This is a genomic window from Stenotrophomonas sp. 89682_Sma (genome assembly GCF_056481405.1).
In genome coordinates this window covers 2,987,937-3,011,381 of the sequence record NZ_CM151147.1, presented here as the reverse complement: position 1 = coordinate 3,011,381, position 23,445 = coordinate 2,987,937, and the positions used below count along the sequence as shown (strand labels likewise).

Here is a 23,445-nt window from a genome sequence, read left to right as displayed (position 1 = left end):
GACAGTCGACTAACTGTGATCTCTCGGTAGGTTGTTCATCCGGGGCATCTTTGGAAAATGGTGGTTACCACACCGTTCCAGCCCCCAAAGAGCCCGGATGAACCACCATAAAAATGCCCGTTTGACGCCGTTTAGTCGAGAACTTCTTGTCCGCCGCATCACTGAGCAAGGCCTTCGGCCCGAAGAGGCCGCCCAGGCTTGCGGGGTGAGTGTGCGCACGGCTTACAAGTGGCTGGCCCGGTATCGAGCCGAGGGCTTGAGTGGGCTGCAGAACCGCAGCTCCCGGCCCGGCCGCAGCCCCCATAGCACCCCCGAGGCGCTCGTTGAGCAGATCGTCCAGCGTCGACGTCAACGGCAAACCTACCTGACCATTTCCAAGGCACTGGGCGTGGCTCACAGCACCATTTCACGACTGATGCGTCGAAGAGGACTCAATCGCCTGTGCCTTCTGGACCCACCGAAGAAGGCGGTCCGGTATGAGTACGACAGCCCGGGCGGCTTGCTGCACTTGGATATCAAGAAACTCGGCAACTTCCGCCGGCCCGGGCACCGGGTCGATCCGAATCGGCGTGGCAACGCTGGCGGCGGTGGCTGGGGCTATGTCCATGTGGCCATTGATGACCACTCCCGAGTCGCTTTCAGTAGCGTTCACACCGATGAGAAGGGCTCAACGGCCTGCCAAGCGCTGCTGGCCGCCGTGGCGTACTACAGGACGCTGGGAGTCACCTTCCAGCGTGTCCTGACTGACAACGGCGCCTGCTATCGCTCCGGCGTCTTCGCTCGACTCGTCGCCTCGTTGGGCATGAAGCACTATCGGACCAAGCCCTACACCCCGCGAACCAACGGTAAGGCCGAGCGCTTCATCCAGACCAGCTTGCGCGAATGGGCCTACGCCTGCGAGTACGCTTCGTCAGAGCAGCGCGACGCCGTGCTGCCTGAATGGCTGCACCACTACAACTGGCACCGACCCCACATGGGGATCGGCAGCCAACCGCCTATTTCCAGAATCCCGCTGAACAACGTGGTGGGTTTACACAACTAACAGTCGACTCTACCCAGCCGACTCTACCCAGTCGAAGATCACCCAGTCGACGATCACCCAGTCGACGATCACCCAGTCGACGATCACCCAGTCGAAGATCACCCAGTCGACGATCACCCAGTCGAAGATCCCCAAGCCGAAGATCACCCCGTCAGGTCCACCCAGAAAATACGCGCGCGCTTCACATGTGCGGTGGGATAAGGGCGCATGCTGCCCCCGGAGATCGACGATGTCCGCCACGCCGCAGTCCGATCCTGCTCCTGTCCGCACCCCGCGCCATCCGCTGGTGACCGTGCTGTCGCTGTTGCTGGTCGTGCTCGGCCTGGTCATCGGCGGGCTCGGCGCATGGCTGCTCAGCCTTGGGGGTTCGGCGTACTACGCCATCGCAGGATTCGGCCTGCTGGCCAGCGGCATCCTGTTGTTTGGCAACCGTCGCAGCGGCGCGCTGCTGTACGCGCTGGTGTTCATCGGCACACTGCTGTGGACCTGGTGGGAGTCGGGCAGCGACTACTGGCGCTGGGTGCCGCGGCTGGGCCTGGTTACGGCCCTCGGCATCGTGCTGGCGCTGTTGGCACCGACCCTGCGCGAACCGGTGTCCAAACGCCTCTCGTGCAGCGTGGCTGGCCTGCTGATGCTGGTGTTCGTTGCCGCGTTCGGCCTCGCGTTCGCGCCGCATGGCGAAGTGGACGGGCACCAGCCGTTCCCGGAAGCGGTGGTCAGTGCCGGCCTGGCCCCGACGCGTGATACCACCGGCCTGCAGCCAGCCGACCAGCCTGCCGACGGCGACTGGCCCGCGTGGGGCCGCAGCAATGCCGCCACCCGCTATTCGCCCCTGCAGCAGATCACCCCGGCAAATGTGGCCACGCTGCAGCTGGCCTGGCAGTTCCGAACAGGCGACCTGCCGAAGAAGCGCTGGGGCGCGGAAACCACGCCGCTGAAGATCGGCGACCGGCTGTACCTGTGCACCGCGCGCAACCGCTTGATCGCACTGGACGCCAGCAGCGGCAGGGAGCTGTGGAGGTTTGATCCGAAGGTGAAGGACGCTTCGATTCCCTATACCGCTGCCTGTCGTGGCGTGAGCTACTACGAACAATCGAGCGCGCCGACTGTGGCCGATGCGGTGCTGGCCGATGTTGCTGCCGACCTGGCCCTGCCCGAGCCACCGCCCACGGTCACCCGCAGCGCCGCGCCGGGCAACCGTCCGGCCTGCTGGGCGCGAATCATCGAAGGCACGCTGGACGGCCGCATCATCGCGGTGGATGCGGACAGTGGCCGCCCGTGCGCGAATTTCGGCAACAACGGTCAGGTCGACATCACCCTGGGCATGGGCGAAGTGCCGCCGGGCTATGTGTCGATCACCTCGCCGCCGGCCATCGTGCGCGGCGTGATCGTGACCGGTCATCAGGTGCTCGACGGACAGCGCCGCGATGCGCCCTCGGGCGTGATCCAGGCCTACGATGCCATCACCGGCAAGCTGCGCTGGGCATGGGACATGGACCAGCCCGAGCGCAACGGCCTGCCGCCGCGCGAACAGACCTACACGCGTGGCACCCCGAACATGTGGACCACGGCCACCGGCGATGAAGCGCTGGGCCTGGTCTACCTGCCGCTGGGCAACTCCGCCGGCGATTACTGGAGCGGCTCGCGCACCGAAAACCAGAACCGCTATTCGACCTCGCTGGTGGCGATCGACGTGGCCACCGGCAAACCGGCCTGGCACTTCCAGGCCGTGCGCAAGGATGTGTGGGATTACGACCTGGGTTCACAGGCCAGCCTGATCGACTACCCGACCGCGGCGGGCAAGATACCGGCGATCCTGCTGCCGACCAAGCAGGGCGACCTGTACATTCTCGACCGCCGCAATGGCCAGCTGCTGAGCGCCGCCGAGGAACGCAAGGTGCCTGTGGGCGGTGTCGAGCCCGAGCAGCGCTCACCTACGCAGCTGTTCTCGCTGTACCACACGCTGCGCCGCGAGCATGACCTGACCGAGCGCGACATGTGGGGCATCACCCCGATCGACCAGCTGATCTGCCGCATCCAGTTCCGCAAGGCCTATTACGAAGGCTTCTACACGCCGCCGAGCAGTGATCGCCATTCCATCGAATACCCCGGCTACAACGGCGGTTCGGATTGGGGCAGTGTGTCCATCGATACGCGCCGCGGCGTGATCGTGGCCAACTACAACGACATGCCCAACTACAACCGGCTGGTGCCACGTGCCGAAGCCGACCGCCTGGGCTGGCTGCCGCGCGAGAAGATCCGTGCCGACAGGGGTGGTGGCGAGGGGGCCGGCGATCCGCAGGTGGGAACGCCGTATGGCATCCAGGTCAACGCTGGCTGGCGGCTGCCGTTCACGGGTCTGCTGTGCAAGCAGCCTCCCTACGGCGGCATCCGTGCCATCGACCTGCGCACCGGCAAGCTGTTGTGGGATCGTCCGTTTGGCAGTGCGCGCGGCAATGGGCCGTTCGGCATCCGTTCCGGCCTGCCGATCGAGATCGGCACGCCGAACAACGGCGGTTCGGTGGTAACCGCCAGCGGGCTGATCTTCATCGCCGCCGCCACCGATGATCTGCTGCGCGCCATCGACCTGAAGACCGGCAAGGAGCTTTGGCATGCCAAGCTGCCTGCCGGCGGCCAGGCCAACCCGATGGTGTACGAGCAGGGCGGGCGCCAGTACGTGGTGATCATGGCCGGCGGCCACCATTTCATGGAAACCCCGAACGGCGATTACGTGATTGCGTTTGCGTTGCCCAGGTAGGGCCGACGGGGTAGAACCGGCTGGGTAGAGCCGACTGGATAGAGCCGACTGGGTAGAGTCGACTGTTAGTCGACTGCTCTTCTCTCCCATGCTGGAAAGCCCGCGCTTCGCGCGATAGTCGACTAACAGTCGACTCTACCCAGGCGACTCCACATCCCCGGACGCTGCATCAAGATGATCCCTGATCCTGACGTTGGCAGTGAACCGATGTCGAGCATCCATCCTGGCGAGCATTCTCGAACTCATGCCCAGCCCTCAACTGCTTGCCGGCCGGCGATCCATCGTCGGCAACGTCTACACCATCACCATGGTGTGCCGGAACCGCCATCGCGTCTTCGATTGCCCTGCCAATGCCGACCTTGCCATGCAGCTCCTCGAATCGATGGACCGGGAAGGCCTGACTGCGTCGCTTGCCTGGGTCATCATGCCGGATCATATCCACTGGCTGGCTCAACTACGTGGCCATTCGCTGGGCTACTGCGTGCAGCGCTTCAAGGCGCGCAGCAGTTTTCTGATCAACCGGCGGCGAGGGAGCCAGGGTGCAATATGGCAGGCGGGTTATCACGATCATGCGATCCGCAGTGACGCGTCGCTGCACAGGCACTCTTGCTACATTCTGGCAAATCCCGTTCGAGCCGGTCTTGCCGCGCAGATCGGTGACCATCCGTACGGATGGTGCCGCTGGCCGTTGAGCGAGCTTGAGTCGGCAGGCGAACGTGCTTGGTGATGGAACCGACCGGGCAGAGTCGGCCGGGCAGAGTCGACCGGGTAGAGTCGACCCGGTAGAGTCGACTGTTAGTCGACTGCCTTAATCAATGCCGCCGAAGAGCCCGCACTGCGTGCGTTAATCGACTAACAGTCGACTCTACCAGTCGCCGCTACGCGTTAGGTGCCGGCACCCGCACCATCTTCGTCATCAAGTGTTCCACCACACCCGCAGGGTCGGCCGTGCGGCCCACATGCGTGCTCGACATCTGCACCACCGAGCTGCGCTTGGCGGTAAGGAAGTGGAAGCGGGCACGCGCGGGCAGTTGCGCGATCGGCCCGGCGCTGGCATCACCGCGGCAGATGGCCACGATCGCATCCAGCCACGGTTGAAGCGCCTCCTGGTCCAGCGCCGGCGCGAACGCGTGCAGGCGTGTCGGATCGATCTCGATGGCCGCTTCCAGATGGCGCGCGCCAGGGCAGGAGACGATCACCCCGACGTTGATGAATTCCTCGCGTTCCACCCGCGGTACCACGCGGATGACCGCATAGTCATACGTGTGCAGCGTGGGCACGGATGGCCTCCTGCACGAACACCGCACGCACCTTCAGGCGGTGCTTGAGGTAATTGATATAGCCCTGCCGGTAGGCCTGCGGGCTGTCGAACGCCGGTTCGTCCACCAGCCAGCTGTCCGGCACCAGGCCGACGATGCGCTCGATCTCGGCATCGGTCAGGCGCGCGGCCAGCTCGGCATCCACCTCGGCGATGCGACTGGCGAACGACAGCAGCACATGGTCGCGGATCAGCACGAACGGCTTTTCGCACGCATCGCCGGCGTTGGCCCAGTCGTGATGGAAGTACATGGCCGCACCGTGATCGATCAGGTACAGCTTTCGATGCCACACCATCAGGTTCGGGTTGCGCGTGGTGCGATCGACATTGCTGGTGAACGCATCGAACCAGACGATGCGCGAGGCCAGGTCTGCATCCACCGGCATTGCCGCCGGATCGTAATTGATCGCACCGGGCAGGTAGTCCAGGCCCAGGTTCAGGCCTTCGCTGGCGCGGATCAGCTCCTGGATTTCCGGGTCGGGCTCGGTGCGGGCGAACTCGCGGTCCAGCTCGACGAACAGGATTTCCGGAATCGGCAGGCCCAGCGTGCGTGCCATCTCGCCGGCGATCAGCTCGGCGATCAGCGCCTTCGGGCCTTGGCCGGCGCCACGGAACTTCAGCACGGCCATGCCGTCGTCGTCGGTCTCGACCACGGCCGGCAGGGAGCCACCTTCCCGCAAGGGCGTGATGTAGCGGAGGGCATGTACGGTGCGCATGCGTGCATTCTAGCGTGGGTGCAGGTGCAACCCTCTGACCGGCGGGGACCGATTTCGGCCTTCACCTGTCCCTTCCGCCTGCGATGGCAGCATCCTGCTACAGGAACCCTTGGGTTCATGAGCGTACTGGCACTCTCGATGCAGAGGCTTCAGGCCGGGCCCTGCTCGACTGCCAGCGACGCGCACTGCGAAGCGGAAACCTCATCCACGATGTCCTGCAGGCTACGGAGGTGCACCGATGAGCGACGAATTCACTCCCATTCTGCCGACCTTGGACGATGCCAAGGCGGAAGAAATGATCGGTAAGGTCGTCCTGGTCGGGGTCACCCGCTATGGCGGCGACGGCCAGGTAAAGGGGCTGGAGCAGTATGCCGGCACGGTGCTGCGCATCAGCGCCGACGAGGGCGTGGTGCTGGCCGACGAGAATGATGGCCACGAGCGCTACCTGCCGCCGATGCTGGACCAGTACCAGCCAGCCGAGCCCGGGGAGTACCGCATGCGCACCAGTGGCATGATCGTGGTCGACCCCGACTATCTGGCCACCTGGGACCTGCACGCGCAGCAGTGATGACAGACCACGCCTGGAAGAGGCCGGCCGCTCTTCGCGGCGGCAGCTGCCAGTGCGACACTTTGCCAAGTTATCCTGCTAATGATTTCGGCCCATTCAGGATAGTCATTACGCGGCTGGTCTTAAGGGTCTCGCTCCTCCACAGAGGAGTCCAATAGGTACTGCTCCCACTTCACATCTCGAACTGAGTATGAAGATGTAACGACCGTCATGGCTGACAGGAATCTAGCGAGACCCTCACCAGGATCATCAAATATTAGATAGTCATCGCCAAGAGTTCTTTCTGAAAAGATGCCTTCATTCCGAAGAAGCATACCCTTGGTTAGGTCTAGATAGATGTCCGGCTTCTTCGCTTCAGGAAAACTGGTGAGAGCATTTGATATGTCGTGAAGACTCGATCCACCGTAGCCTACGACGCAGTGCAGGATTCGATGCATGGGCCAGTCCAGTACACCCAACTTCGTGCCCCCGAAGCTTGTCGGCTCCAAGCACTTGACGCTTGCGATGTTCTCTGAGATTCCAAGTAGAACGGACGTGGTTACACTTGTTTTCACTTCGATCGTCGCAACGACTCCCTCGTGAAAAATTAGGTCGTGGCCGCTGTTGAAGCGAAGCCTCGGCATGGACTTCAGCATCAGAACGATATCTTGCTGGCGTGACCGTCTTCCTTGCGAGTCAATGATGACGCCGCTCACAGCACTGGTCATTTCAGGGATGTGTGATTCGAGAAAGTCATGAATCAGTCTTTCGCGAACGGTTCCCGCAGTGGCAGAGTGCCCGATCACTTTGCTCATCTCGTATTGAGAGACTAGTGATTTGAGGGCGCTTCGGCAGTATTGAAGATAGGGGGGGGCTTTGGAGGTTCCCATGTCAAGCGCCGGATGGAGGGAGTTCATGATAGTTGAGCGCCAAGTGATGGCGTGGCGGCCTCCACTTTGCCCCATCCGGCCACTAGCCCTTCCGGCCCATTCACGACAACCCCTGCGGTGCTAGATTCGGGTCCATGCCCGATTCCGGGTACCCATTCACACTCCAGGGGATAAGGATGCTCATCCGTCGAACCTCTCTGGCGGCGGCCGTTGCCGTTGCCACCGTCGGCCTGCTGGCCGCTGGCCCGGCGCTTGCCGACTACGCGAAGCCGCCGGAACACCTGCTCAAGGTACTGAAGGCACCGCCGCCGCCGGCGCCGAACGTGGCCCCGGGCGGCCAGCGCCTGCTGCTGACCACCGCGCAGACCTATCCGTCGATCAGCCGCGTTGCCCAGCCGTACCTGAAGCTGGCCGGCGTGCGCCTGGAGCCGAAGAACCGCAGCCGCCATGACACACCCGGTGGCTACGGCATTCCGGCCTGCGTGGCCGACTTCACTCTGGTCGATATCGCCAGCGCCAAGGAGACCAAGGTCAACCTGCCGCAGGGTTGCGCGACCGGCGCGCTGTGGTCGGCCGATGGCAGCCACTTCGCCTTCCAGAACGCAGTCGATACCAGCGTGCAGCTGTGGGTGGGCGACGCCGCCACCGGGCAGGTGAAGCAGATCCCGAACGTGCAGCTGAACCCGATCTTTGGCAACACCGTGCAGTGGCTGGGCGGCAGCCAGAAGCTGCTGGTGAAGCTGGTGCCGGCCAACCAGGGCCCGGCGCCGTCCGACGGTGGCGTGCCGACCGGCCCGGATGCGCAGGAGTCGCTGGGCAGCAGTGGCGAAAGCAGCACCTATGAGGCGCGCGACACGCTGACCAGCGTGCATGACGAGAAGCTGTTCGCTTACTACGGCGCCTCGCAGCTGGCCGTGGTCGACACCGCCGCCGGCAGCGTGCGCCCGGTAGGGCAGCCGGCGTTGTTCAACGATGTCAGCGCCGCGCCCGATGGCGTGCATGTGCTGACCGAGTCGATCAAGGCACCGTATTCGCATGCGGTGACCTACCAGCGCTTCGCCAACGACGTGGCCGTGCTGGATATCGCCAGCGGCAAGTCCACGCCGATCGCCAGCCTGCCGCTGGCCGACCGCGTGCCGGTGCATGGCGTGCCGGAAGGCCCGCGTGGTTTCGACTGGCGTGCCACCGATCCGGCCACCCTGGTCTATGCCGAAGCACTGGACAAGGGAGACTGGAAGGTCAACGTGCCGCATCGCGACCGCGTGCTGATGCTGAAGGCGCCGTTCAACGGCAAGCCGACCGAAGTCACCCGTACCGCGCAGCGTTTTGAAGGCTTCGCGTGGACCGCCGATCCGGCCGTGGCGTTCCAGTTCGAAAACGACGAGAACCGCCACTGGATGCAGACCCGCGTGGTCGATGTCGACCAGCCGAAGAAGGAAGGCCGCCTGCTGTGGGACATGTCCAGCGACGAGCTGTACGGCAACCCCGGCAACCTGGTCTTCACCCGCCTGCCCAATGGTGCGCAGGTGGTGCGTCGCGATGGCAACCACGTGTTCCTCAGCGGCCGTGGCGCCTCGCCGCAGGGCGACCGCCCGTTCCTGGACCGCCTGGACCTGGGCTCGCTGAAGAGCGAGCGCCTGTTCCGCAGCAGCGCCGATGCCTACGAACAGTTCCTCGGCTTCAGCAACACGCCGGGCCGTTACCTGACCTGGCACCAGTCGGTGATCGATCCGCCGAACGCCTTCATCCGCCAGCAGGGTGAGGCGGTGGCCGACGCCAGGACCGGCGAGGCGCAGTTCGCCTCCACCGCGACCGCGCTGACCCGGCTGGTCGACCCGACCCCGGAAGTGCGCCAGATCAAGAAGCAGCTGGTGACCTACAAGCGCGCCGACGGCGTGGATCTGTCCTTCACCCTGTACACGCCGCCGGGCTACAAGGAAGGCCAGCGCGTGCCGGCGATCCTGTATGCGTACCCGGCCGACTTCGCCAACGCCGCACAGGCGGGCCAGGTATCGGGTTCGCAGCAGACCTTCACGCGCCTGCAGCCGTATCGCCTGATGCTGCTGGCCGGTTACGCGATCATCGACAACGCCTCGTTCCCGATCGTGGGCGACCCGAAGAACGCCTATGACACCTACCTGGAGCAGCTGGAAGCTGACGCCAAGGCTGCAGTGGACAAGGCCGTCGACATGGGCGTGGTCGACCGCAACCGCATCGGCGTGACAGGCCACAGCCACGGCGGCCTGATGACCGCCAACCTGATCGCGCACACCAATCTGTTCAAGGCCGGCGTGGCAACCAGCGGTTCGTACAACAAGACCTTCACCCCGTTCGGCTTCCAGAACGAACGCCGCTCGGTGTGGCAGGCGCAGGACGTGTACCTGAAGGCGTCGCCGTTCTTCTACGCCGACAAGATCAAGCTGCCGCTGCTGCTGGTCCACGGTGAGGACGACGCCAATCCAGGCACTGAGCCGTTCCAGTCGCGCAAGCTGTACCAGGCGATCCGCGGCAATGGTGGTACCACTCGCCTGGTGATGCTGCCGAACGAGCCGCACTGGTACACCGCGCTGGAGTCGAACGAGCAGCTGGTGTCGGAGATGCTGAACTGGTTCGACACCTATGTGAAGAACGCCAAGTAAGGGAACAGGAAGGCCACCTCCGGGTGGCCTTCCTGCATCCTGCTGTAGCGCCGAGCCCACGCTCGGCTGCCCGTTCGCCTGCAAACAGCTGCAAGTGCTCTGCAATCAACTGTGGAGACTCGGTAACGACGTGTTACCGGCACATTCGCATGCCATGCAAATGGTCTAGGCTGAACCTGTAAGTCCGTCCCGGGTCGGTGCAATGAAAGCCATCCTTCTTGCTGCAACGTTGTCGTTGTTCCTGGTCTCAACCGCGGGCGCCCAGTCGCTGCCCGCCGAACTGGCGCAGCTGGGGATCATCGCCGGCATGCCTTACGTCAAGGCCAAGCGCCTGCTGGACGCGGCCGGTTGGCAGGTGAAGCCGGTGGAGGGTGCACCGGAATCACTGGAGGGCTTTCCGGAAGTTGGGTGCCAGAAGGGCGGGAAGCAGTGCGCGACGACCTTCGAGAAGGGCGAACAGCAGGTTGCCGTGCGGCTGGGCACTACCCTGGCAGGGCAGCCGTTCGTGCAGGGCGCTGACTGAAGGTCTGCCTCCCTCACGCTAGCGGCAGGCGGTCCTGCGCGTGCGCCAGCCGGTCGTGCAGTTCGCGCACGTGCTCGGCCTTGGCATGGATGCGTGTGGTATCACCGAAACTGCGCAGATAGGCGCACGCGGCAAAGCCAGCACTCTTCTTTTCGTACTCGGCAATCCAGGCCAGGCGATCCGGGTTGTTGGCCTGCTCGGCTGACCACGCCGCCACCGGCGGACGGATGCGGTACCTCAGGCCGACACGCCACGGCTTCGGTGTCAGCCGCGCACGGAAGCAGTGCTGCAACCGGCACATGCGCGCGTACAGGGCGTCGGTGCCCAGTGCCTTGAAGAACGCCTGCAGCTGCTCGTCCTCGGGCGGAAACGTGGCATGCATGGCCAGCACGCGCAGTCCGGCCGGCGTGCGGTAGGCGCGCAGATGCCAGTCCGGATGCTGTTCGCTGAAGGCCGCAACCCGCTGCAGGGCCACGCCTTCGGCGCCACCGGCCGCGGCCAGGCGCCGCTTGCGCTGCATCAGCATCGCGGTGTTGACCAGCAGTACCGCTGCCACCCCCAGTACCAGTCCCACCAGCCAGTGCCAGAGCAGGGTGCCGATGATGGCGCCGGCGAACAGCAGTACTGCCGCGATGATTGCAGGCATCACGCAACCCGCCGGTGGCTGCGCATGGTCGATGTCGGCGAACAGCACGTCCGGTGTGTTCAGGCACAGCGCACCGTAGCTGTTGCGGGTGATGATGACATCGCCGTCGCGCTGCACGATCTGCTCGCGGATCGGTACGCCTTCCACGCCGTAATTGCTGCGTACTTCGCGTCGCGGCAGCGCCTGCCCGGCAAGGATGGCATTGAGTGCTTCGTTGGCACGGCGGTCGGCGTGACCCTGGGCCTCGGCAGGGCTTTCGTCCGACCAGCCGAAGCGGCGCACGACCACCGGCCGGCCACGGAAACGGGCCTGCAGGCGGGCTTCGGCCCAGTACGCGGGAACGATCATCATCGTGCGGTGCTCCATCTTCCATGGCAGGTGCCGAAGCGAGTCTGGCACAGCGCCGGGGCGCCCGCATCCGCCTGCTGCAGTGGGCCGGGCGGAGTGATAGATTGCGCGCTTCGCATGCACTCCACCAAGGACGGAGCGATGTTCATGATCCTGCGCGGCCTGTTGGCCCTGGCCTGTGCCGGGGCGGTAGGCGTGGCCACCGCAGCGGTACCGGCAGGGCCGCAGATCCTCACCGAGGATGTCAGTCGTTTCTATGCGCTTTACGACAGCGCCGGCGGTAAACCCAGTGTTGCGCAGTTGCGTGGATACATGGCCGGGGGCTCGGCTGGTCTGGGGGAGCTGGCCAAGGCGCGCCGGGTCACCGCGGAGCGCATTGCCGAGTCCATCGCCAGTCAACCCGAGCTGTATGCACAGGGGCGAAGCTGCCTGGCCGAGCTGCCGGCGGTGAAGCAACGGCTGGTACAGGTGTTCGCCAACCTGCAGGCGATCTACCCGCAGACCCGGTTCCCGCCGGTGACCATCGCGGTGGGCCGCGGCCGCCCAGTGGGGCTGACTTCGAAGAGCGGGGTGATCATCGGCCTGGAAGCGTTGTGCGCGGCCGACTTCATGAATGCCAATGTGCAGGATCGCTTCGTGCATGTGATCGCACACGAATACGTGCACATCCAGCAGACCGGCCTGACCGACTTCGAGCCGGGTGACCCGCGCGCGACAGTGCTGCGCGTGTCGTTGGGCGAAGGCATCGCCGAATTCATCACCGAACTGATTTCCGGCAACGTCGGCAATGGACGCCATGCGGCGTGGACACGTGGCCGGGAAGTGCATATCGAAAGCGCATTCGCGCTGGATCTGGACAGCACCGATCTGTCTCCGTGGCTGTACAACTACAAGCCGGGCTCGCAGGATCCATACGACCTGGGCTACTGGGTCGGTTACCGCATCGCCAAGGCCTACTACCTGCAGGCCAAGGACAAGCGCGATGCGGTGCGTGCGCTGATCCAGCAGGACAATCCGAAGACGATCCTGGCCGCCAGTGGCTGGACGCCGGGCATGTGGATGCCGGCGAAGGTGACCGGTGTGGCGGCGCGTACGGCGGCACGCTGAGCTGTTCCACAGGAGTGAAACCATGATCGCAGGAACGCGTGAGGGCACTGGCAATGTACCGTTTTGATCCAAACGAAAATCCGTTTGTGGAAGACCTGCTGTACCTGCTGGGCCCGCCGGTGCGCCGACTCCCCTATTGGTGGCACCCTTCAGGTCCAGTGGAGGGCCGATTCTCTCCTGGCCAGTTCCGTGCGCTTGCACGGATTTTCCTGTCGCGCTTGTACGGCGTGGATCAGGGCGGCTACCTGGAAAACCCGCATGTACGGGGTAACGGCCCCGTGCGCTGCAGTGTCCGTGTGGTGCTGGATGGCGAAGACGGTGTGCTGCGGCAGATGCTCGGGTCGATACGCCGTGAACAGAGGTCTGATCGTGTGCCGGATGATGCGCGAGTGATTCTGGTGCATGTGGGCTTCAACGGCGTGACCGAGCTCTTCAACGGCCGGCGAGAGGTGCTTGTCCGCGGCGTCAGTGAGTTGTTTGGCGACAACGATCCCGATGGTGACGTTGATCCCGGACCGTACCTGTGGCCCCTCGGTGCGTGGATGCACGGTGCAATGGATTCAATCGTGGACCCAGAAGGACGTGTTCCTCCGCTCGATGGCCCTGCGGCGAGGCGCGCCTATTGGGACGATGCCGACGCTCGGGAGGGCGGCGCCTTGTCGCCCTATTCGTATGATCCTCCGCGAACCAACGCAGATGGCCGGCGCGACCGCGGAGATTCCGGTGGCGGTTCCGGAGGCGGGGGAGACGGTGAAGGACCAGATGGCCCTGATGATCGCGATGGACCAGGGCCGGGGCGCGGTGGCGTGATGGAGGTGCTTGATCACCCGGTTCTGTTTTCAGCCGATCCGCAGTTGTTGGCCGATATTCTGGAGAACCTGTGATGAGCGCCGTCATCCCTGTTTCCGCACCTGACGACGCACTGGATGTGCTGACCCTGCTTGCGCTGAAGATCGCGCCGCGACAGTTCGACCTGAGCTATCGGTTCTCCAACATCAGCATCCGTGACCAGATCGTGCGGGCACAGATGCTGATCCAGCAGCTTCACGCCCTGGGTGCGGTCGGCGCCGATGCAGTGAAGACAGATCCCGGCCCGTCCTTCGACCTGCTCATCTGCGGTGCCGGGGCAGCGGGCCTGGCCGCGGCTCTTGAGGCCGACCGTCTCAAGTTGCGCTTCGTTCTCATGGACACCGACTCACAGGCTGGCGTGGGCGGAGTACTGCGTTCACCCGCCGCCAGATATGTCAGTGCGGCCATGTACGAATGGCCGCACAGCAATCATGCCGACCACCGTTACCCGCTGCGGTCGGCCGCGTTTGGCGCTGCGAGTGTGGGGCTGCAGCTTCATATGACTAAGCCGTTGCCGGCGGCAGTGGTGGGTGGCGTGCTCGATGCTGCCTACGCAACCGAGGTGGCTGGCTGGATCCAGCATGCGGAGAACTGGGGTTCGCAATCTCACATCCGGAGTGATTCCTGTTTCATCAGGGGAGCAACGCTTGAGCAGCGGTCCAAGGAACGTTTGAAGCAGATGACAATCGGGCCGGCGAGTGTTCATGCGATTCCACTGAAAGCGCGCCCGTTGCCTGCCCTGTACATCACCGCCGCATCGAACACCGAGGCGCACCACTTCCGCTTCGTGATTTACGCCATGGGCTACGCGAAAGAGAAGAACCAGTATGCCGAGGGCCTGGAGTGCCCATCGGCCTACTCGAACACGGGATTCTGGGACTGCGACGAGGTCATGAAGCCTCGTCTGGGGTTCAAGCCTCCCCCGGGGGACAAGCATTGGCGTCCACGTGTGGCCATCCTGGGGTCCGGCGACGGTGCTCTGCAGGATGCACTACGCTGCCTGTTGAAGGTTGCTCATCCGCTTGAGGCTTGGAACCGTGTCATTGCGAAGTCGAAGGTGGCCGGGTCCGTCGAGATCAGCCAGGCATTGCGCGAGCTGGCAACGGCGGACATGCACGCGACGATGGCAGCCACCTGGAGTTCCTCGCCAACGATCTACAAACGTCTGGACAGGCGCTTTGCCCTTGTCGCCAGGAAACTTCTGAATTCAGGGAAGGTCGGTTCGGCTGTAAGCAAGGCCGTACTGAAGATGCTGCGCAAGGATGTTGACGAGGTGATGCTGGTCACCCATTCGGGGCACTTCAGCAAGGCATACGCGCTGAACAGGTTCCTGCTGATCCTGCTCCATCGCATACTGAGGCGCGAAGCCGCCAACGGCCGGCCCCGCTTGATTCTCAGGACTGGGCCGGTGACGGATTTCAGTGTCAATGGCACCTCCCCGGGTCAGCGAGGCGGTAAGCTGCAGTTCGCCTCCGGCCCCGAGACGTTCGATCTGATCATCGTCCGGGGTGGATTGAAGACGGATACCGAAAATGCGTTTCCCCACCGGGTCGGTCTGTCCGGCCGGGATACAGGGCGGGCGGGCCTCGGGCGTGTTCCCCTGCCGATCCGACCGCCACTACTTTGAAGGAAAAAAGCATGCGAAGTGCAACGCGTTGCAGCCTTCTGTTCGGCTTGCTTGTTGTCTGCACAAGTGTGGAGGCGGGTGAGGTTCCAGCGGTATCGGGACTGCTGGCCACGCCCGTCGGGCAACTCAGGAAGGATGAACTGCAGTACCTGCAGCGAACCGTTGCTGATTTCGGGCAGCTGCAGCGCTATCGCGATGCCAACGCACAGTTGCCTGTCGCAGTACCCGGGCAGGCTCGCGTAGTGTTCTTCGGCGATTCCATCACCGAAGGCTGGGGCAGGGAAGGCAGCCCTGGATTCTTCCCCGGCAAGGGGTGGCTCAATCGTGGCATCAGCGGCCAGACCACTGCGCAGATGCTGGTGCGCTTCCCGCAGGATGTACTGGCGTTGAGGCCGCAGGTGGTGGTGATCCTGGCCGGCACCAACGACATCGCCGGCAACACCGGCCCCTCCACGCAGGCGATGATCGAAGACAACCTGCACGCGATGGTGGACCTGGCCCTTGCACATGGCATCGCCGTGGTGCTGGCCTCTGTGCTGCCGGTGAGCGAGTACCCGTGGATGCCGGGCATCACGCCTGCGCCCAAGGTGCGCGCATTGAATACGGCGTTGAAGCACTACGCTGACGCGAAGCAGCTGGTCTATCTGGATTACTACACGCCGATGGCCAATGCCGCCGGTGGACTCGATCCGCAGTTGGCCGATGATGGCGTGCATCCCACCGCAAAGGGCTATGCGGTGATGGCGCCGCTGGCCGAGGCGGCGGTCAAGCGCGCGCTGCTGCAGAAGTAGCGTCAGCGGGCAGGTTCGCCAGCAGCCAATCGCAGAAGCCGATCACCAGCGAATCGGCTGCGCTGTCCTCATGCAGCAGCCAGCTCCAGCGCGGGCCGCGTACGCGCGCCTCATCCAACGGCAGCAGCAGCCCTTGCTCGCAGGCGCGTGCCGCCAGCAGCTCACTGACCAGCGCGATGCCCAGCCCTTGGCATGCGGCATCCAGCAGCTGCCCGGGCTCGGAGAAATTCATGCCCTCGCGGCGCTGGCCGACATCCGCACCGCCTTGGACCTGCCATTGGCTCCAATCCATCTCGCGCTCGCCATGCAGGGTCAGGCGTTCATGCGTGGGCGTGGCCAGCAGGTCGGGATGGCAGGCCGGAAAGAGGCGATCCTGCAGCAGCACGCGGTGCTGGCACTGGGCCTGAGAGTCCAGGTCGTCGCGTACCGCCACGTCCAGCGTCTGCGTGGTCATGTCCGGTGCGTCCTCGCTGGTCAGCAGCCACAGGTCGGCATCGGGATGCAGGCGATGGAACCCGGCCAGGCGTGGCACCAGCCAATGGCGCGCAAAGGCCGGGCTGGTGTTGACGATCAGTTGATTCGGCTTGCGGTACTGATCGAGCCGGCGGATACCACTGGCCAGCTGCCGCAGCAGTGCCTGCGTGGTTTCCAGCAGGTCGATACCGGCGTCGGTGAGGGTGACGCTGCGGCCCTGCCGGAAAAACAACGGCTGCTGCAACGAGGCCTCCAGGCCCCGGATCTGCTGGCTGATGGCCGACTGGGTCAGGTGCAGTTCCTCGGCCGCGCGGTGGAAGCTGCCCAGCCGTGCGGCGGCCTCGAAACCCCGCAGGGCGTTGAGCGGTGGCCAGTGCTTGAGCATTGCTGATAAGTAGAGCTGTTCAATTGTTGGCTGAATCTATCGTTTGTTCTTATCCATAGGCAAGCGCAGCATAGCTTTCATCCAACACCGGCCCTGGAGCCCGTCATGAACAGCCGTCGTCACTTCCTCACCCAACTGGCCGGCGCCGCTGGTCTTGGCGGCCTGGCCGCGCTGGGCCTGGCAGGGCTGCCGGGCCGGGTGGCTGCGGCGGGGCCGGGCGCGGGTATCTGGCGGATGCCCGACGAGCACGGCCCGCAGGAGCGCGTTTTTCTGGCCTTCGCCGCGCAGCCACGGGTCTGGGGCGCGCAGGCCGATGCGGTGAACACCGCCGTGGCGCGGCTGGCCCGTACCATCGCCCGCCACCAGCCGGTCAGCGTGCTGTGCGGCCCGGCGCAGCGGAAGCCGGCGCAGGACCGCTGCGGCCACGACAACATCGAGTTCCTCGAGGTGCCGCTGGATGACATCTGGGTGCGCGACTACGGCGGGTGCTTCGTCACCAATGGCCAGGGCGGGCTGGGCCTGGTCGACTTCAACTTCAACGGTTGGGGCGGCAAGCAGAGTGCATGCAACGATGGCGCGGTGGCGCCGTGGCTGGCGCAGCTGACCGGTGCGACGCTGCTGGAAAGCGATCTGGTGGGTGAGGGGGGCGGCATCGAAGTCGATGGCCATGGCACGGCCATCCTCACCGAAAGCTGCTGGGTGAACCGCAATCGCAATCCTGACTGGTCGCGCGCGGATATCGAGGCCGAGCTGAAGCACCACCTCGGCCTGCGCAAGGTGATCTGGCTCCCCGGCATCGCCGGCGAGGACATCACCGACGCACACGTGGATTTCTATGCGCGCTTCGTGCGTCCGGGCGTGGTGATCGCCAACCTGGACAATGATCCGGAGTCCTACGATTACGACCTGACCCGCGAACATCTACAGATCCTGCGCGAGGCCACCGATGCCGATGGCCGTCGCCTGCAGGTGCACACGCTGCCGCCGCCGCTGGACGGGCGCGACAACGTGCATACCCGCGACAACGACGACCTGGCGATGGGCTACATCAACTACCTGCCGATCAATGGTGCAGTGGTCGCGCCGCAGTTCGGTGACGACGCAGCCGATGGCTACTGCCGTGAACTGCTGGAGGATCTGTACCCCGGCCGGGAAATCGAGCAGGTGGAGATCGACGCGATTGCCGGCGGCGGTGGTGGCATCCATTGCGTGACCAAGAACATGCCCAGGGTCTGATGCGTCTCAGGCATCGTCCAGCTTCAGAGCGGCATCGGCCGCCAGCAACGCCTCGGCGGCCGCACTGAGCGGCGGCGACGGTGGGGCTACCACACCGATCGCTTCCATCATCTTCGGCATGCCCAGGAACTGCCGCGCGCGGCGATCGTAGATGCCGGTGACCAGCAGCGCACGGGTGGCGATCTTCTGCTCGGGTCCGATCAGCACGCGCTGCTCCATGATGCCGCGCGAGCCGACCCAGCCCACCAGGCGCGTTTCCAGGGTGAAGCGCTGGAACGGCTTCAGCTCGCGACGGAACTGGATGGTGCCGGCACCGACGATCGGAGCCCACTTCTCGCGCAGCGCCACCCGGCCCAGGCCCATGCGCAGGATCAGGTCCAGCCGGCCCAGGTCGAAGATGTTCCAGTAGCGGCCGTTGGTCATGTGCAGGTTGCTGTCCAGGTCGTTGGGCAGTACCCGGAACTGCAGCCGCGAAACCCCCAACGGGGCGTCCAGCTTCGGCCGGAACAGGCTGCAAAGCAGCAGATGGAGCAGGCGGAACCAGAGATTCATGGCTATGACGACTGTTATAGAACGGCCGGTACGCTAATCTATGACGACTGTCTTAGCAAGGCGATCGCCGTGAGCCCACGACCCTCTGATGCCCCGCAACGGGTGATTGATGCCGCAGCACAGATGCTGGCGCGGGTAGGCCTCAATGCCACCAGCATTCGTGAGGTGACCAAGCTGGCCGAGGCGCCGCTGGGCTCCACCTACCACCATTTTCCCGGCGGCAAGCAGGAGCTGCTGGCGCGTGCCACCCACATGGCTGGCGACAAGGTGGAAGCGCTGCTGGTGGAGCTGCTGAAGGGCGGGGCGGTGCAGGGCCTGCAGCAGTTCCTGGCAATGTGGCGCGAGCGCCTTCTGCGCTCCGGGTTCCGGGCGGGCTGCCCGGTACTGGCCGCTGCCGTGGAGGAGCCGGTGGAGGCAGTGCCGAGCCAGCCCCGTGCAGCAGCTGCTGAAGTGTTCGCACGTTGGCAGGCCCATCTGGCCGCAGCGTTCATCGCCGACGGCCACGATCCGGTCGCCGCGGGTGGGCTGGCCAATCTGGTGATTGCCAGTGTGGAAGGTGCGGTGGCGATGTGCCGCGCGCTGCAGGACATCGCCCCGTTCGACCAGGTGGCCGCGCAGTTGCTGAAGGCGACCGCGCCGCCTTGATCCGGCTATTCGTGTGCGGGAGACGCGCGGCAGGTCATCTGAAGATCACCAGGTAGCCCCAGCCGAGCACGATGGGCAGGAAGGCTGCGACGGCCGACGCGCCCAACCAACGAAGGTAGCTGCGGGAGGCGGGCGCTCCCTGCCGCTTGAGGGCCCAGGCATTCGCCGGGAGCACCAGCAACGCCTGCACCGCAAAGGTGACCACGGCGGCAAGCCAGGCCACCAGGACGCCGAGACAGCCATCGCTGAAGCAGCGGCTACCAAACCACGAACCCCAAGCGGCGAGGCCAATCATTGGAACGACCATCACGAGCGCGGTGGCGCGGGTGAACTGGGAGGCCTGCATGCCGTCGCGAATATTTTCCTAGTGGAGAATCATAGTCCAGCCGCCAGCGCGCGAGTACAAGGCCGGCGCCAGTCCGGCCCGTGAGTGATGGACCCGCGGCCCCGTCGCGCTAGAATCCACCCACCACTGCCTACGCGTGCCCGGCAAGGATGTCCGCATGCAGTATCAGGTTTCTGAGCTCCCTGGCCGCGATGCCTCCCGCCTACGGGTGGCTGCATGAAGAACTCGCGCCATTTTTCCATCAGTGCATTGAAGCTGCCCCGGAGCCGTGGCAGTGAAGTCGTGCGTGCGCGGCGGCACCTGCAGCAACGTGGCTGGCCGCGCCTGCAGATGGCCTTGATCGTTGCCGTGACGGGAGCCGCCGGGTTCCTTGCCTCGCATCTGCTGCGGCTGGCTGGCGTCGACGCGATGCTGCTTCGCTACCCGATGGCGGTACTGCTGGCCTACGGCGTGTTCCTGCTGCTGATGTGGATCTGGATCCGTTGGCGCTGGGACAACCTGCTGGATGGCCTGTCGTCGGAGGTGGATGGAGGCACCCCATCGGCACATGGCGGCGTCGCCGATTCACCGTGGAGCGGCGTCGGTGGTCGTTCCGGCGGTGGTGGTGCGTCTGCCTCGTGGAATGAGTCGGCACCGCCGAGCGATGTCGAGGTGAGCGAAGTACCGTTGGCCGGGCTGGCCGAAGACGAAGCCGGTCTGCCATTGCTGGCCCTACTCGGCATCGTCGCGCTGGTGGCCGCGGTCCTGATGGCCAGCGTGTGGGTGGTGTGGTCGGCGCCGGTACTGATGGCCGAACTGCTGGTGGACGCGGCCATCGCCGGAGGCCTGTACCGGCGCATGCAGGGCATGCAGGAACAGGGATGGTGGCGGGTATGCGTGACGCACACGATCTGGCCGCTGCTCGGCCTGCTGCTGTTCTTTGCCGTGCTGGGTTGGCTTGCGCAGGAACTTGTGCCGGGTGCGAGCCATCTGCTGCAGGTCATCCAGGGGGTGTAGTGCGGTGGGCTCCTTCATATCGCCTGGTCCCGACCCGTTTTCAGCCGCCATGAACAGTGGGCTATGATCGCGGTCGGCCGGGATTCGTGCCCCGGCGGTGTCACCTATCGGGAGCTTGTCGTACTGCATCGGGAACAGGGGCGCTGAATAGCCGAACGCCCGCTGAGACACACAACCACTGACGAGGAAGAGCGCATGGATGTCGCTGCACGCAGGAACAGGACGTTGTTTCGTTGGATCATGGTGACGCTGCTGGCAGTATTGATGCCGTTTGCAGCGCTGGCACAGCCCGCAGCCGGGCAGGCCGATGGCGCCGAAGCCGCCACTGCCGCGGAAGAGGCGCAATGCCGCGCCTGCAGTTATGAGCGTATCGGGCACAAGGTCGATATCGGGCTGGTTGCACTGGTGTCGCTGCTGGTGGTGGGCCTGCTGATCGCGGCGTCGCGGGAATGGGGCACCACCTCGCAACGCTGGACCTGCCGCACGCTGTCCCTGCTGCTGGTGGGTGTCGGTGTGGCGTTGCTGTGGTGGGCTGGCAGCGTCGTCTACCTGGGCTACAACCCGTGGCAGGAAATGGCCGCCCCCCGTCGATGGCTCGCTCACCTCGACACTGCTCACTACCTCACCGAAGTGGCTGGCGGCGCTGGTGTTGATTGGTTTCGCGCCCTCCATCTGGAAGCGCAGCGAACGCCTGCCGGCCTGGCGTATCGGCTGACGCTGGAATCACGGCGCCGGCTCACATCCGGCGCCGCCTCAGGCGATCAGTCAAAGCGCCAGCGCACGCCGGCATAGACGCCACGGCCTTCGCCTGGCGTCGAGCGCGCGACATCCCTGCCGGCGTCGTCGTAGCCCGGCGTGACCGTGGCGGCGTAGTGGCGGTTGCCGATGTTGCGCATCTCCGCCCACGCCTGCCAGCGGCCACCGGGTGCGTCGTAGCCGATGCGGCTGCCGAGGATCACATGGCTGTCGGCCCAGTAGCTGTTGGCGTAGTCCACTGCGATGCGCGAGGCGTATTCGGTGTTCAGCGCGGCGTACAGGCCGGAGGCATGATCAAAGCGCAGCTCGGCCTGGTAGCTGTGGCGCGGCAGGCCCGGCAGGCGGTTGCTGCCGAAGCGCGCGTCGTGGCGGTAACGGAAATCACTGAAGGTGTACGCCTGGCGCAAGGACAGGCGCCCCGGCGCGGCCTGCCACAGCGTGCTGTCCAAGCCGGCTTCGATGCCACGGTGCACGGTGGGGCTGGCGTTGTTCTCTGCGATGAACAGGTTCGGTACCGGTTGCAGCTCCACGCTCAGCAGCTCGTGGTTGATGTGCGCGTAGTAGCCGGTCAGTTCCCAGCGCCCCAGCACAGCGTCGCCGCGCGCACCCAGTTCCAGCGTGGTGGCGGTCTGGTTCTGCATCGGTACCGGCGCGCGCTGGCGGCCGGTGGAGGGGCCATTGCCCGGCCCGAAGTACTGGTTGGAACCCCAGATCATCGACCACGGATGCGGTGCTTCCACCGAGCGGCTGAGGTTGCCGAACCACTGCGTCTGAGCGCTGTGCTGCCAGGTGAAGCCCAGCCGCGGCGCGTAGTCCCAGTCATGATCGCGCAGTCGACCGCCGCTGTTTGGCCAGGTCACCTGCACGTCGCGGCGGGTGTTGATCAGCGCCAGCCCGGTCTGCATGCGCAGGCGGTCGTTGAAGGTGAGGGTATTGCTGACGTGCAGCGTGCTGTCGGTGCCGTGGTGGCGGAAATCACGCGTGCGCGTGCCGGCGGCATAGCCGTTGCTGGCAAAGCGCAGCGACTCGCGCACGTCGGCGTCCAGGTCGTGGGTGACGCGCAGGCCGACCGTGGTTTCACTGTCCAGCCCGAACAGCCGGTGGCGGTGGCGATAGTCCAGCGTGGCGTTGAGGTTGGCGTAGTCCAGTTGCTGGCGGTACAGGCTCTCGTTCAAGTCCATCGGGTACTTGTGATAGACCAGCCCGGCCTGCAATGAGGAGTCCTCATCGATCTGCAGCGTGGTGACATTGCCCACCCAGGTGCTGCCGGGTTGCGGGCGGCGCGCATCGATGGCCAGGTTGGCTGCGTTCGCCGCGTGCGGGTCATTGCGGATCTGGTCGCGGGTCAGGCGTCCGGGTGTTTCGTGGTTGGTTTCGCGATAGCGCACGAAGAAGCGCGTCTGCAGGTCGGGCGTGATCTGCCAGCCGATGTTCGCCATCGCGCCTTTACCGTCGCCGCGCGCATGGCGCTGGTAGCCGTCGAATTCGGTATCGGTGTAGGCCAGGAAGTAATCGACGTCGCCGCTGACGCCGCCCCAGCTGAGACCGCGCTTCTGGTAGCCACGGCTGCCGGCCTCGTAATGCAATTGCACGCCGGCAGAATCACGGCCGTTGCGGCTGACGTAATCGATGGCACCGCCGAGTGCCAGCGCGCCACGTTCGAAACCATTGGCCCCGCGCAGCACCTCCACGCGCGACAGCCACAGCGGTTCCAGCAGTTCGTAGGGCGTGCCGCCGGGTCCGGTCAGCGGCAGACCGTCGATCGACACGGCGATGCCCGAGGCATGCGCGCCCGGCCCGCGATTGATGCCCGAGCCGCGGATGGACACCTTGGTGCCCTCGTTGCCCGGCGACTGCGCGCTGATACCGGGCTGGTAGGCCAGCACATCGGCGCTGCTGGACAGGCGGCTGCCGGCCTTGGCCACGTCGATGACGTTGCTGGCGCCGGGCACGCGCTTCAGCGCCTCGCGCGCCTGCGCACTGGCATCGGCGGCAGCGGTGACCTGCACGGCATCCAGCGTGGTGGCCTGCGGGGCTGCGGCGGCGGTGGAGGAAAGGCCGAGGGAAACGGCCAGGAACAACTGCGACGGGGTGGGGCGGTACGACGAGAGCGACATGCGGGAATGCTGTAAACCACGAAAGTGGCGCGAAAGTTAACAGGTCGGCGGCGTCACGTCACCCGTCGCTCGCGTATGGCCGCCCGCAACATCCGTGTAGAGCCGAGCCCATGCTCGGCTATCGCGCGCAACGGGGG

23 protein-coding genes are annotated in these 23,445 nt (G+C 65.1%); 14 read left to right on the top strand and 9 right to left on the bottom strand.

Annotated features, from left to right (window positions below; genetic code table 11):
* Window positions 1–97: 97 nt before the first annotated feature.
* Window positions 98–1,042: an IS481 family transposase gene (locus ACZK29_RS14030; protein WP_478446174.1), complete on the top strand. Its 945-nt coding sequence runs from the start codon at window positions 98–100 to the stop codon at window positions 1,040–1,042.
* A 9-nt stretch (window positions 1,043–1,051) separates the two neighbouring features.
* Here ACZK29_RS14030 and ACZK29_RS14025 read toward each other — a convergent pair whose 3' ends face one another.
* A complete protein-coding gene (locus ACZK29_RS14025) occupies window positions 1,052–1,189 on the bottom strand; it encodes a hypothetical protein (protein ID WP_478446173.1) in 138 nt (45 codons plus the stop codon).
* Window positions 1,190–1,271: 82 nt separating this feature from the next.
* Here ACZK29_RS14025 and ACZK29_RS14020 point away from each other — a divergent pair, with 82 nt between their 5' ends.
* Both ACZK29_RS14020 and ACZK29_RS14015 read left to right on the top strand, forming a co-directional pair.
* The gene (locus tag ACZK29_RS14020; RefSeq protein WP_478446172.1) at window positions 1,272–3,800 is read left to right on the top strand and encodes a membrane-bound PQQ-dependent dehydrogenase, glucose/quinate/shikimate family; all 2,529 of its coding nucleotides are present in this window, start codon (window positions 1,272–1,274) and stop codon (window positions 3,798–3,800) included.
* Between the two features lie 244 nt (window positions 3,801–4,044).
* On the top strand, window positions 4,045–4,527 hold the full coding sequence (locus ACZK29_RS14015; RefSeq protein ID WP_478447092.1) for an REP-associated tyrosine transposase: 483 nt from the start codon (window positions 4,045–4,047) through the stop codon (window positions 4,525–4,527).
* Between the two features lie 151 nt (window positions 4,528–4,678).
* Here the strand turns inward: ACZK29_RS14015 and ACZK29_RS14010 are convergent, their stop codons facing one another.
* Window positions 4,679–5,080: a DUF3037 domain-containing protein gene (locus ACZK29_RS14010; protein ID WP_266192707.1), complete on the bottom strand. Its 402-nt coding sequence runs from the start codon at window positions 5,078–5,080 to the stop codon at window positions 4,679–4,681.
* Complete coding sequence (locus ACZK29_RS14005) at window positions 5,058–5,834, bottom strand: HipA family kinase (RefSeq protein WP_049422090.1); 777 nt, start codon at window positions 5,832–5,834, stop codon at window positions 5,058–5,060. The genes ACZK29_RS14010 and ACZK29_RS14005 overlap by 23 nt, the downstream gene beginning before the upstream one ends.
* Window positions 5,835–6,072: 238 nt before the next feature.
* Between ACZK29_RS14005 and ACZK29_RS14000 the strand changes: the two genes are divergently transcribed.
* A complete protein-coding gene (locus tag ACZK29_RS14000) occupies window positions 6,073–6,402 on the top strand; it encodes a hypothetical protein (RefSeq protein ID WP_005413891.1) in 330 nt (109 codons plus the stop codon).
* A gap of 122 nt (window positions 6,403–6,524) precedes the next feature.
* Here the strand turns inward: ACZK29_RS14000 and ACZK29_RS13995 are convergent, their stop codons facing one another.
* Window positions 6,525–7,298 (bottom strand): DUF6602 domain-containing protein, encoded by a 774-nt coding sequence (locus ACZK29_RS13995; protein WP_123958800.1) that lies wholly within the window; start codon window positions 7,296–7,298, stop codon window positions 6,525–6,527.
* Between the two features lie 149 nt (window positions 7,299–7,447).
* Here ACZK29_RS13995 and ACZK29_RS13990 point away from each other — a divergent pair, with 149 nt between their 5' ends.
* Together ACZK29_RS13990 and ACZK29_RS13985 are read left to right on the top strand one after the other, a co-directional pair.
* Window positions 7,448–9,910, top strand: a complete 2,463-nt coding sequence (locus ACZK29_RS13990) for a S9 family peptidase (RefSeq protein ID WP_478446171.1) — start codon at window positions 7,448–7,450, stop codon at window positions 9,908–9,910.
* 202 nt (window positions 9,911–10,112) lie between these two features.
* On the top strand, window positions 10,113–10,433 hold the full coding sequence (locus ACZK29_RS13985; protein ID WP_111203563.1) for a hypothetical protein: 321 nt from the start codon (window positions 10,113–10,115) through the stop codon (window positions 10,431–10,433).
* Window positions 10,434–10,446: 13 nt separating this feature from the next.
* Here ACZK29_RS13985 and ACZK29_RS13980 read toward each other — a convergent pair whose 3' ends face one another.
* Window positions 10,447–11,430: a hypothetical protein gene (locus tag ACZK29_RS13980; RefSeq protein WP_478446170.1), complete on the bottom strand. Its 984-nt coding sequence runs from the start codon at window positions 11,428–11,430 to the stop codon at window positions 10,447–10,449.
* Window positions 11,431–11,568: 138 nt separating this feature from the next.
* On the opposite strand from ACZK29_RS13980, the gene ACZK29_RS13975 reads away from it, so the two are divergent.
* The 4 genes from ACZK29_RS13975 to ACZK29_RS13960 are packed head-to-tail and all read left to right on the top strand — an operon-like array spanning window position 11,569 to window position 15,801.
* Window positions 11,569–12,534 carry a DUF2268 domain-containing putative Zn-dependent protease gene (locus tag ACZK29_RS13975; protein ID WP_111203562.1) on the top strand — a complete coding sequence of 322 codons (966 nt, stop codon included), beginning with the start codon at window positions 11,569–11,571 and terminating at the stop codon, window positions 12,532–12,534.
* Between the two features lie 53 nt (window positions 12,535–12,587).
* Window positions 12,588–13,418 (top strand): hypothetical protein, encoded by an 831-nt coding sequence (locus ACZK29_RS13970; RefSeq protein WP_111203561.1) that lies wholly within the window; start codon window positions 12,588–12,590, stop codon window positions 13,416–13,418.
* Window positions 13,418–15,010, top strand: coding sequence for a hypothetical protein (locus ACZK29_RS13965; RefSeq protein ID WP_478446169.1), 1,593 nt, complete (start codon window positions 13,418–13,420; stop codon window positions 15,008–15,010). Before ACZK29_RS13970 ends, ACZK29_RS13965 begins: the two co-directional genes overlap by 1 nt.
* 11 nt (window positions 15,011–15,021) lie before the next feature.
* The gene (locus tag ACZK29_RS13960; RefSeq protein ID WP_111203559.1) at window positions 15,022–15,801 is read left to right on the top strand and encodes an SGNH/GDSL hydrolase family protein; all 780 of its coding nucleotides are present in this window, start codon (window positions 15,022–15,024) and stop codon (window positions 15,799–15,801) included.
* Here the strand turns inward: ACZK29_RS13960 and ACZK29_RS13955 are convergent.
* The gene (locus tag ACZK29_RS13955) at window positions 15,776–16,660 is read right to left on the bottom strand and encodes a LysR family transcriptional regulator (RefSeq protein WP_111203558.1); all 885 of its coding nucleotides are present in this window, start codon (window positions 16,658–16,660) and stop codon (window positions 15,776–15,778) included. The genes ACZK29_RS13960 and ACZK29_RS13955 overlap by 26 nt on opposite strands.
* A 105-nt stretch (window positions 16,661–16,765) precedes the next feature.
* Here ACZK29_RS13955 and ACZK29_RS13950 point away from each other — a divergent pair, with 105 nt between their 5' ends.
* Window positions 16,766–17,896, top strand: coding sequence for an agmatine deiminase family protein (locus tag ACZK29_RS13950; RefSeq protein WP_111203557.1), 1,131 nt, complete (start codon window positions 16,766–16,768; stop codon window positions 17,894–17,896).
* A 6-nt stretch (window positions 17,897–17,902) separates the two neighbouring features.
* On the opposite strand, the gene ACZK29_RS13945 is transcribed toward ACZK29_RS13950, so the two are convergent.
* The gene (locus tag ACZK29_RS13945; RefSeq protein WP_478446168.1) at window positions 17,903–18,448 is read right to left on the bottom strand and encodes a thioesterase family protein; all 546 of its coding nucleotides are present in this window, start codon (window positions 18,446–18,448) and stop codon (window positions 17,903–17,905) included.
* Between the two features lie 69 nt (window positions 18,449–18,517).
* Here ACZK29_RS13945 and ACZK29_RS13940 point away from each other — a divergent pair, with 69 nt between their 5' ends.
* Entirely contained in the window at window positions 18,518–19,093 is a 576-nt protein-coding gene (locus ACZK29_RS13940; RefSeq protein WP_111203555.1) for a TetR/AcrR family transcriptional regulator, read from the top strand.
* A 34-nt stretch (window positions 19,094–19,127) separates the two neighbouring features.
* Here the strand turns inward: ACZK29_RS13940 and ACZK29_RS13935 are convergent, their stop codons facing one another.
* Window positions 19,128–19,439: a hypothetical protein gene (locus ACZK29_RS13935; RefSeq protein ID WP_478446167.1), complete on the bottom strand. Its 312-nt coding sequence runs from the start codon at window positions 19,437–19,439 to the stop codon at window positions 19,128–19,130.
* A gap of 216 nt (window positions 19,440–19,655) precedes the next feature.
* Here ACZK29_RS13935 and ACZK29_RS13930 point away from each other — a divergent pair, with 216 nt between their 5' ends.
* Both ACZK29_RS13930 and ACZK29_RS13925 read left to right on the top strand, forming a co-directional pair.
* Window positions 19,656–20,435, top strand: coding sequence for a hypothetical protein (locus ACZK29_RS13930; protein WP_478446166.1), 780 nt, complete (start codon window positions 19,656–19,658; stop codon window positions 20,433–20,435).
* A gap of 195 nt (window positions 20,436–20,630) precedes the next feature.
* Window positions 20,631–21,227, top strand: a complete 597-nt coding sequence (locus ACZK29_RS13925) for a hypothetical protein (protein WP_478446165.1) — start codon at window positions 20,631–20,633, stop codon at window positions 21,225–21,227.
* On the opposite strand, the gene ACZK29_RS13920 is transcribed toward ACZK29_RS13925, so the two are convergent.
* Complete coding sequence (locus tag ACZK29_RS13920) at window positions 21,197–23,308, bottom strand: TonB-dependent receptor family protein (RefSeq protein ID WP_111203552.1); 2,112 nt, start codon at window positions 23,306–23,308, stop codon at window positions 21,197–21,199. The two genes, ACZK29_RS13925 and ACZK29_RS13920, sit on opposite strands and share 31 nt — an antisense overlap.
* Between the last annotated feature and the right edge of the window lie 137 nt (window positions 23,309–23,445).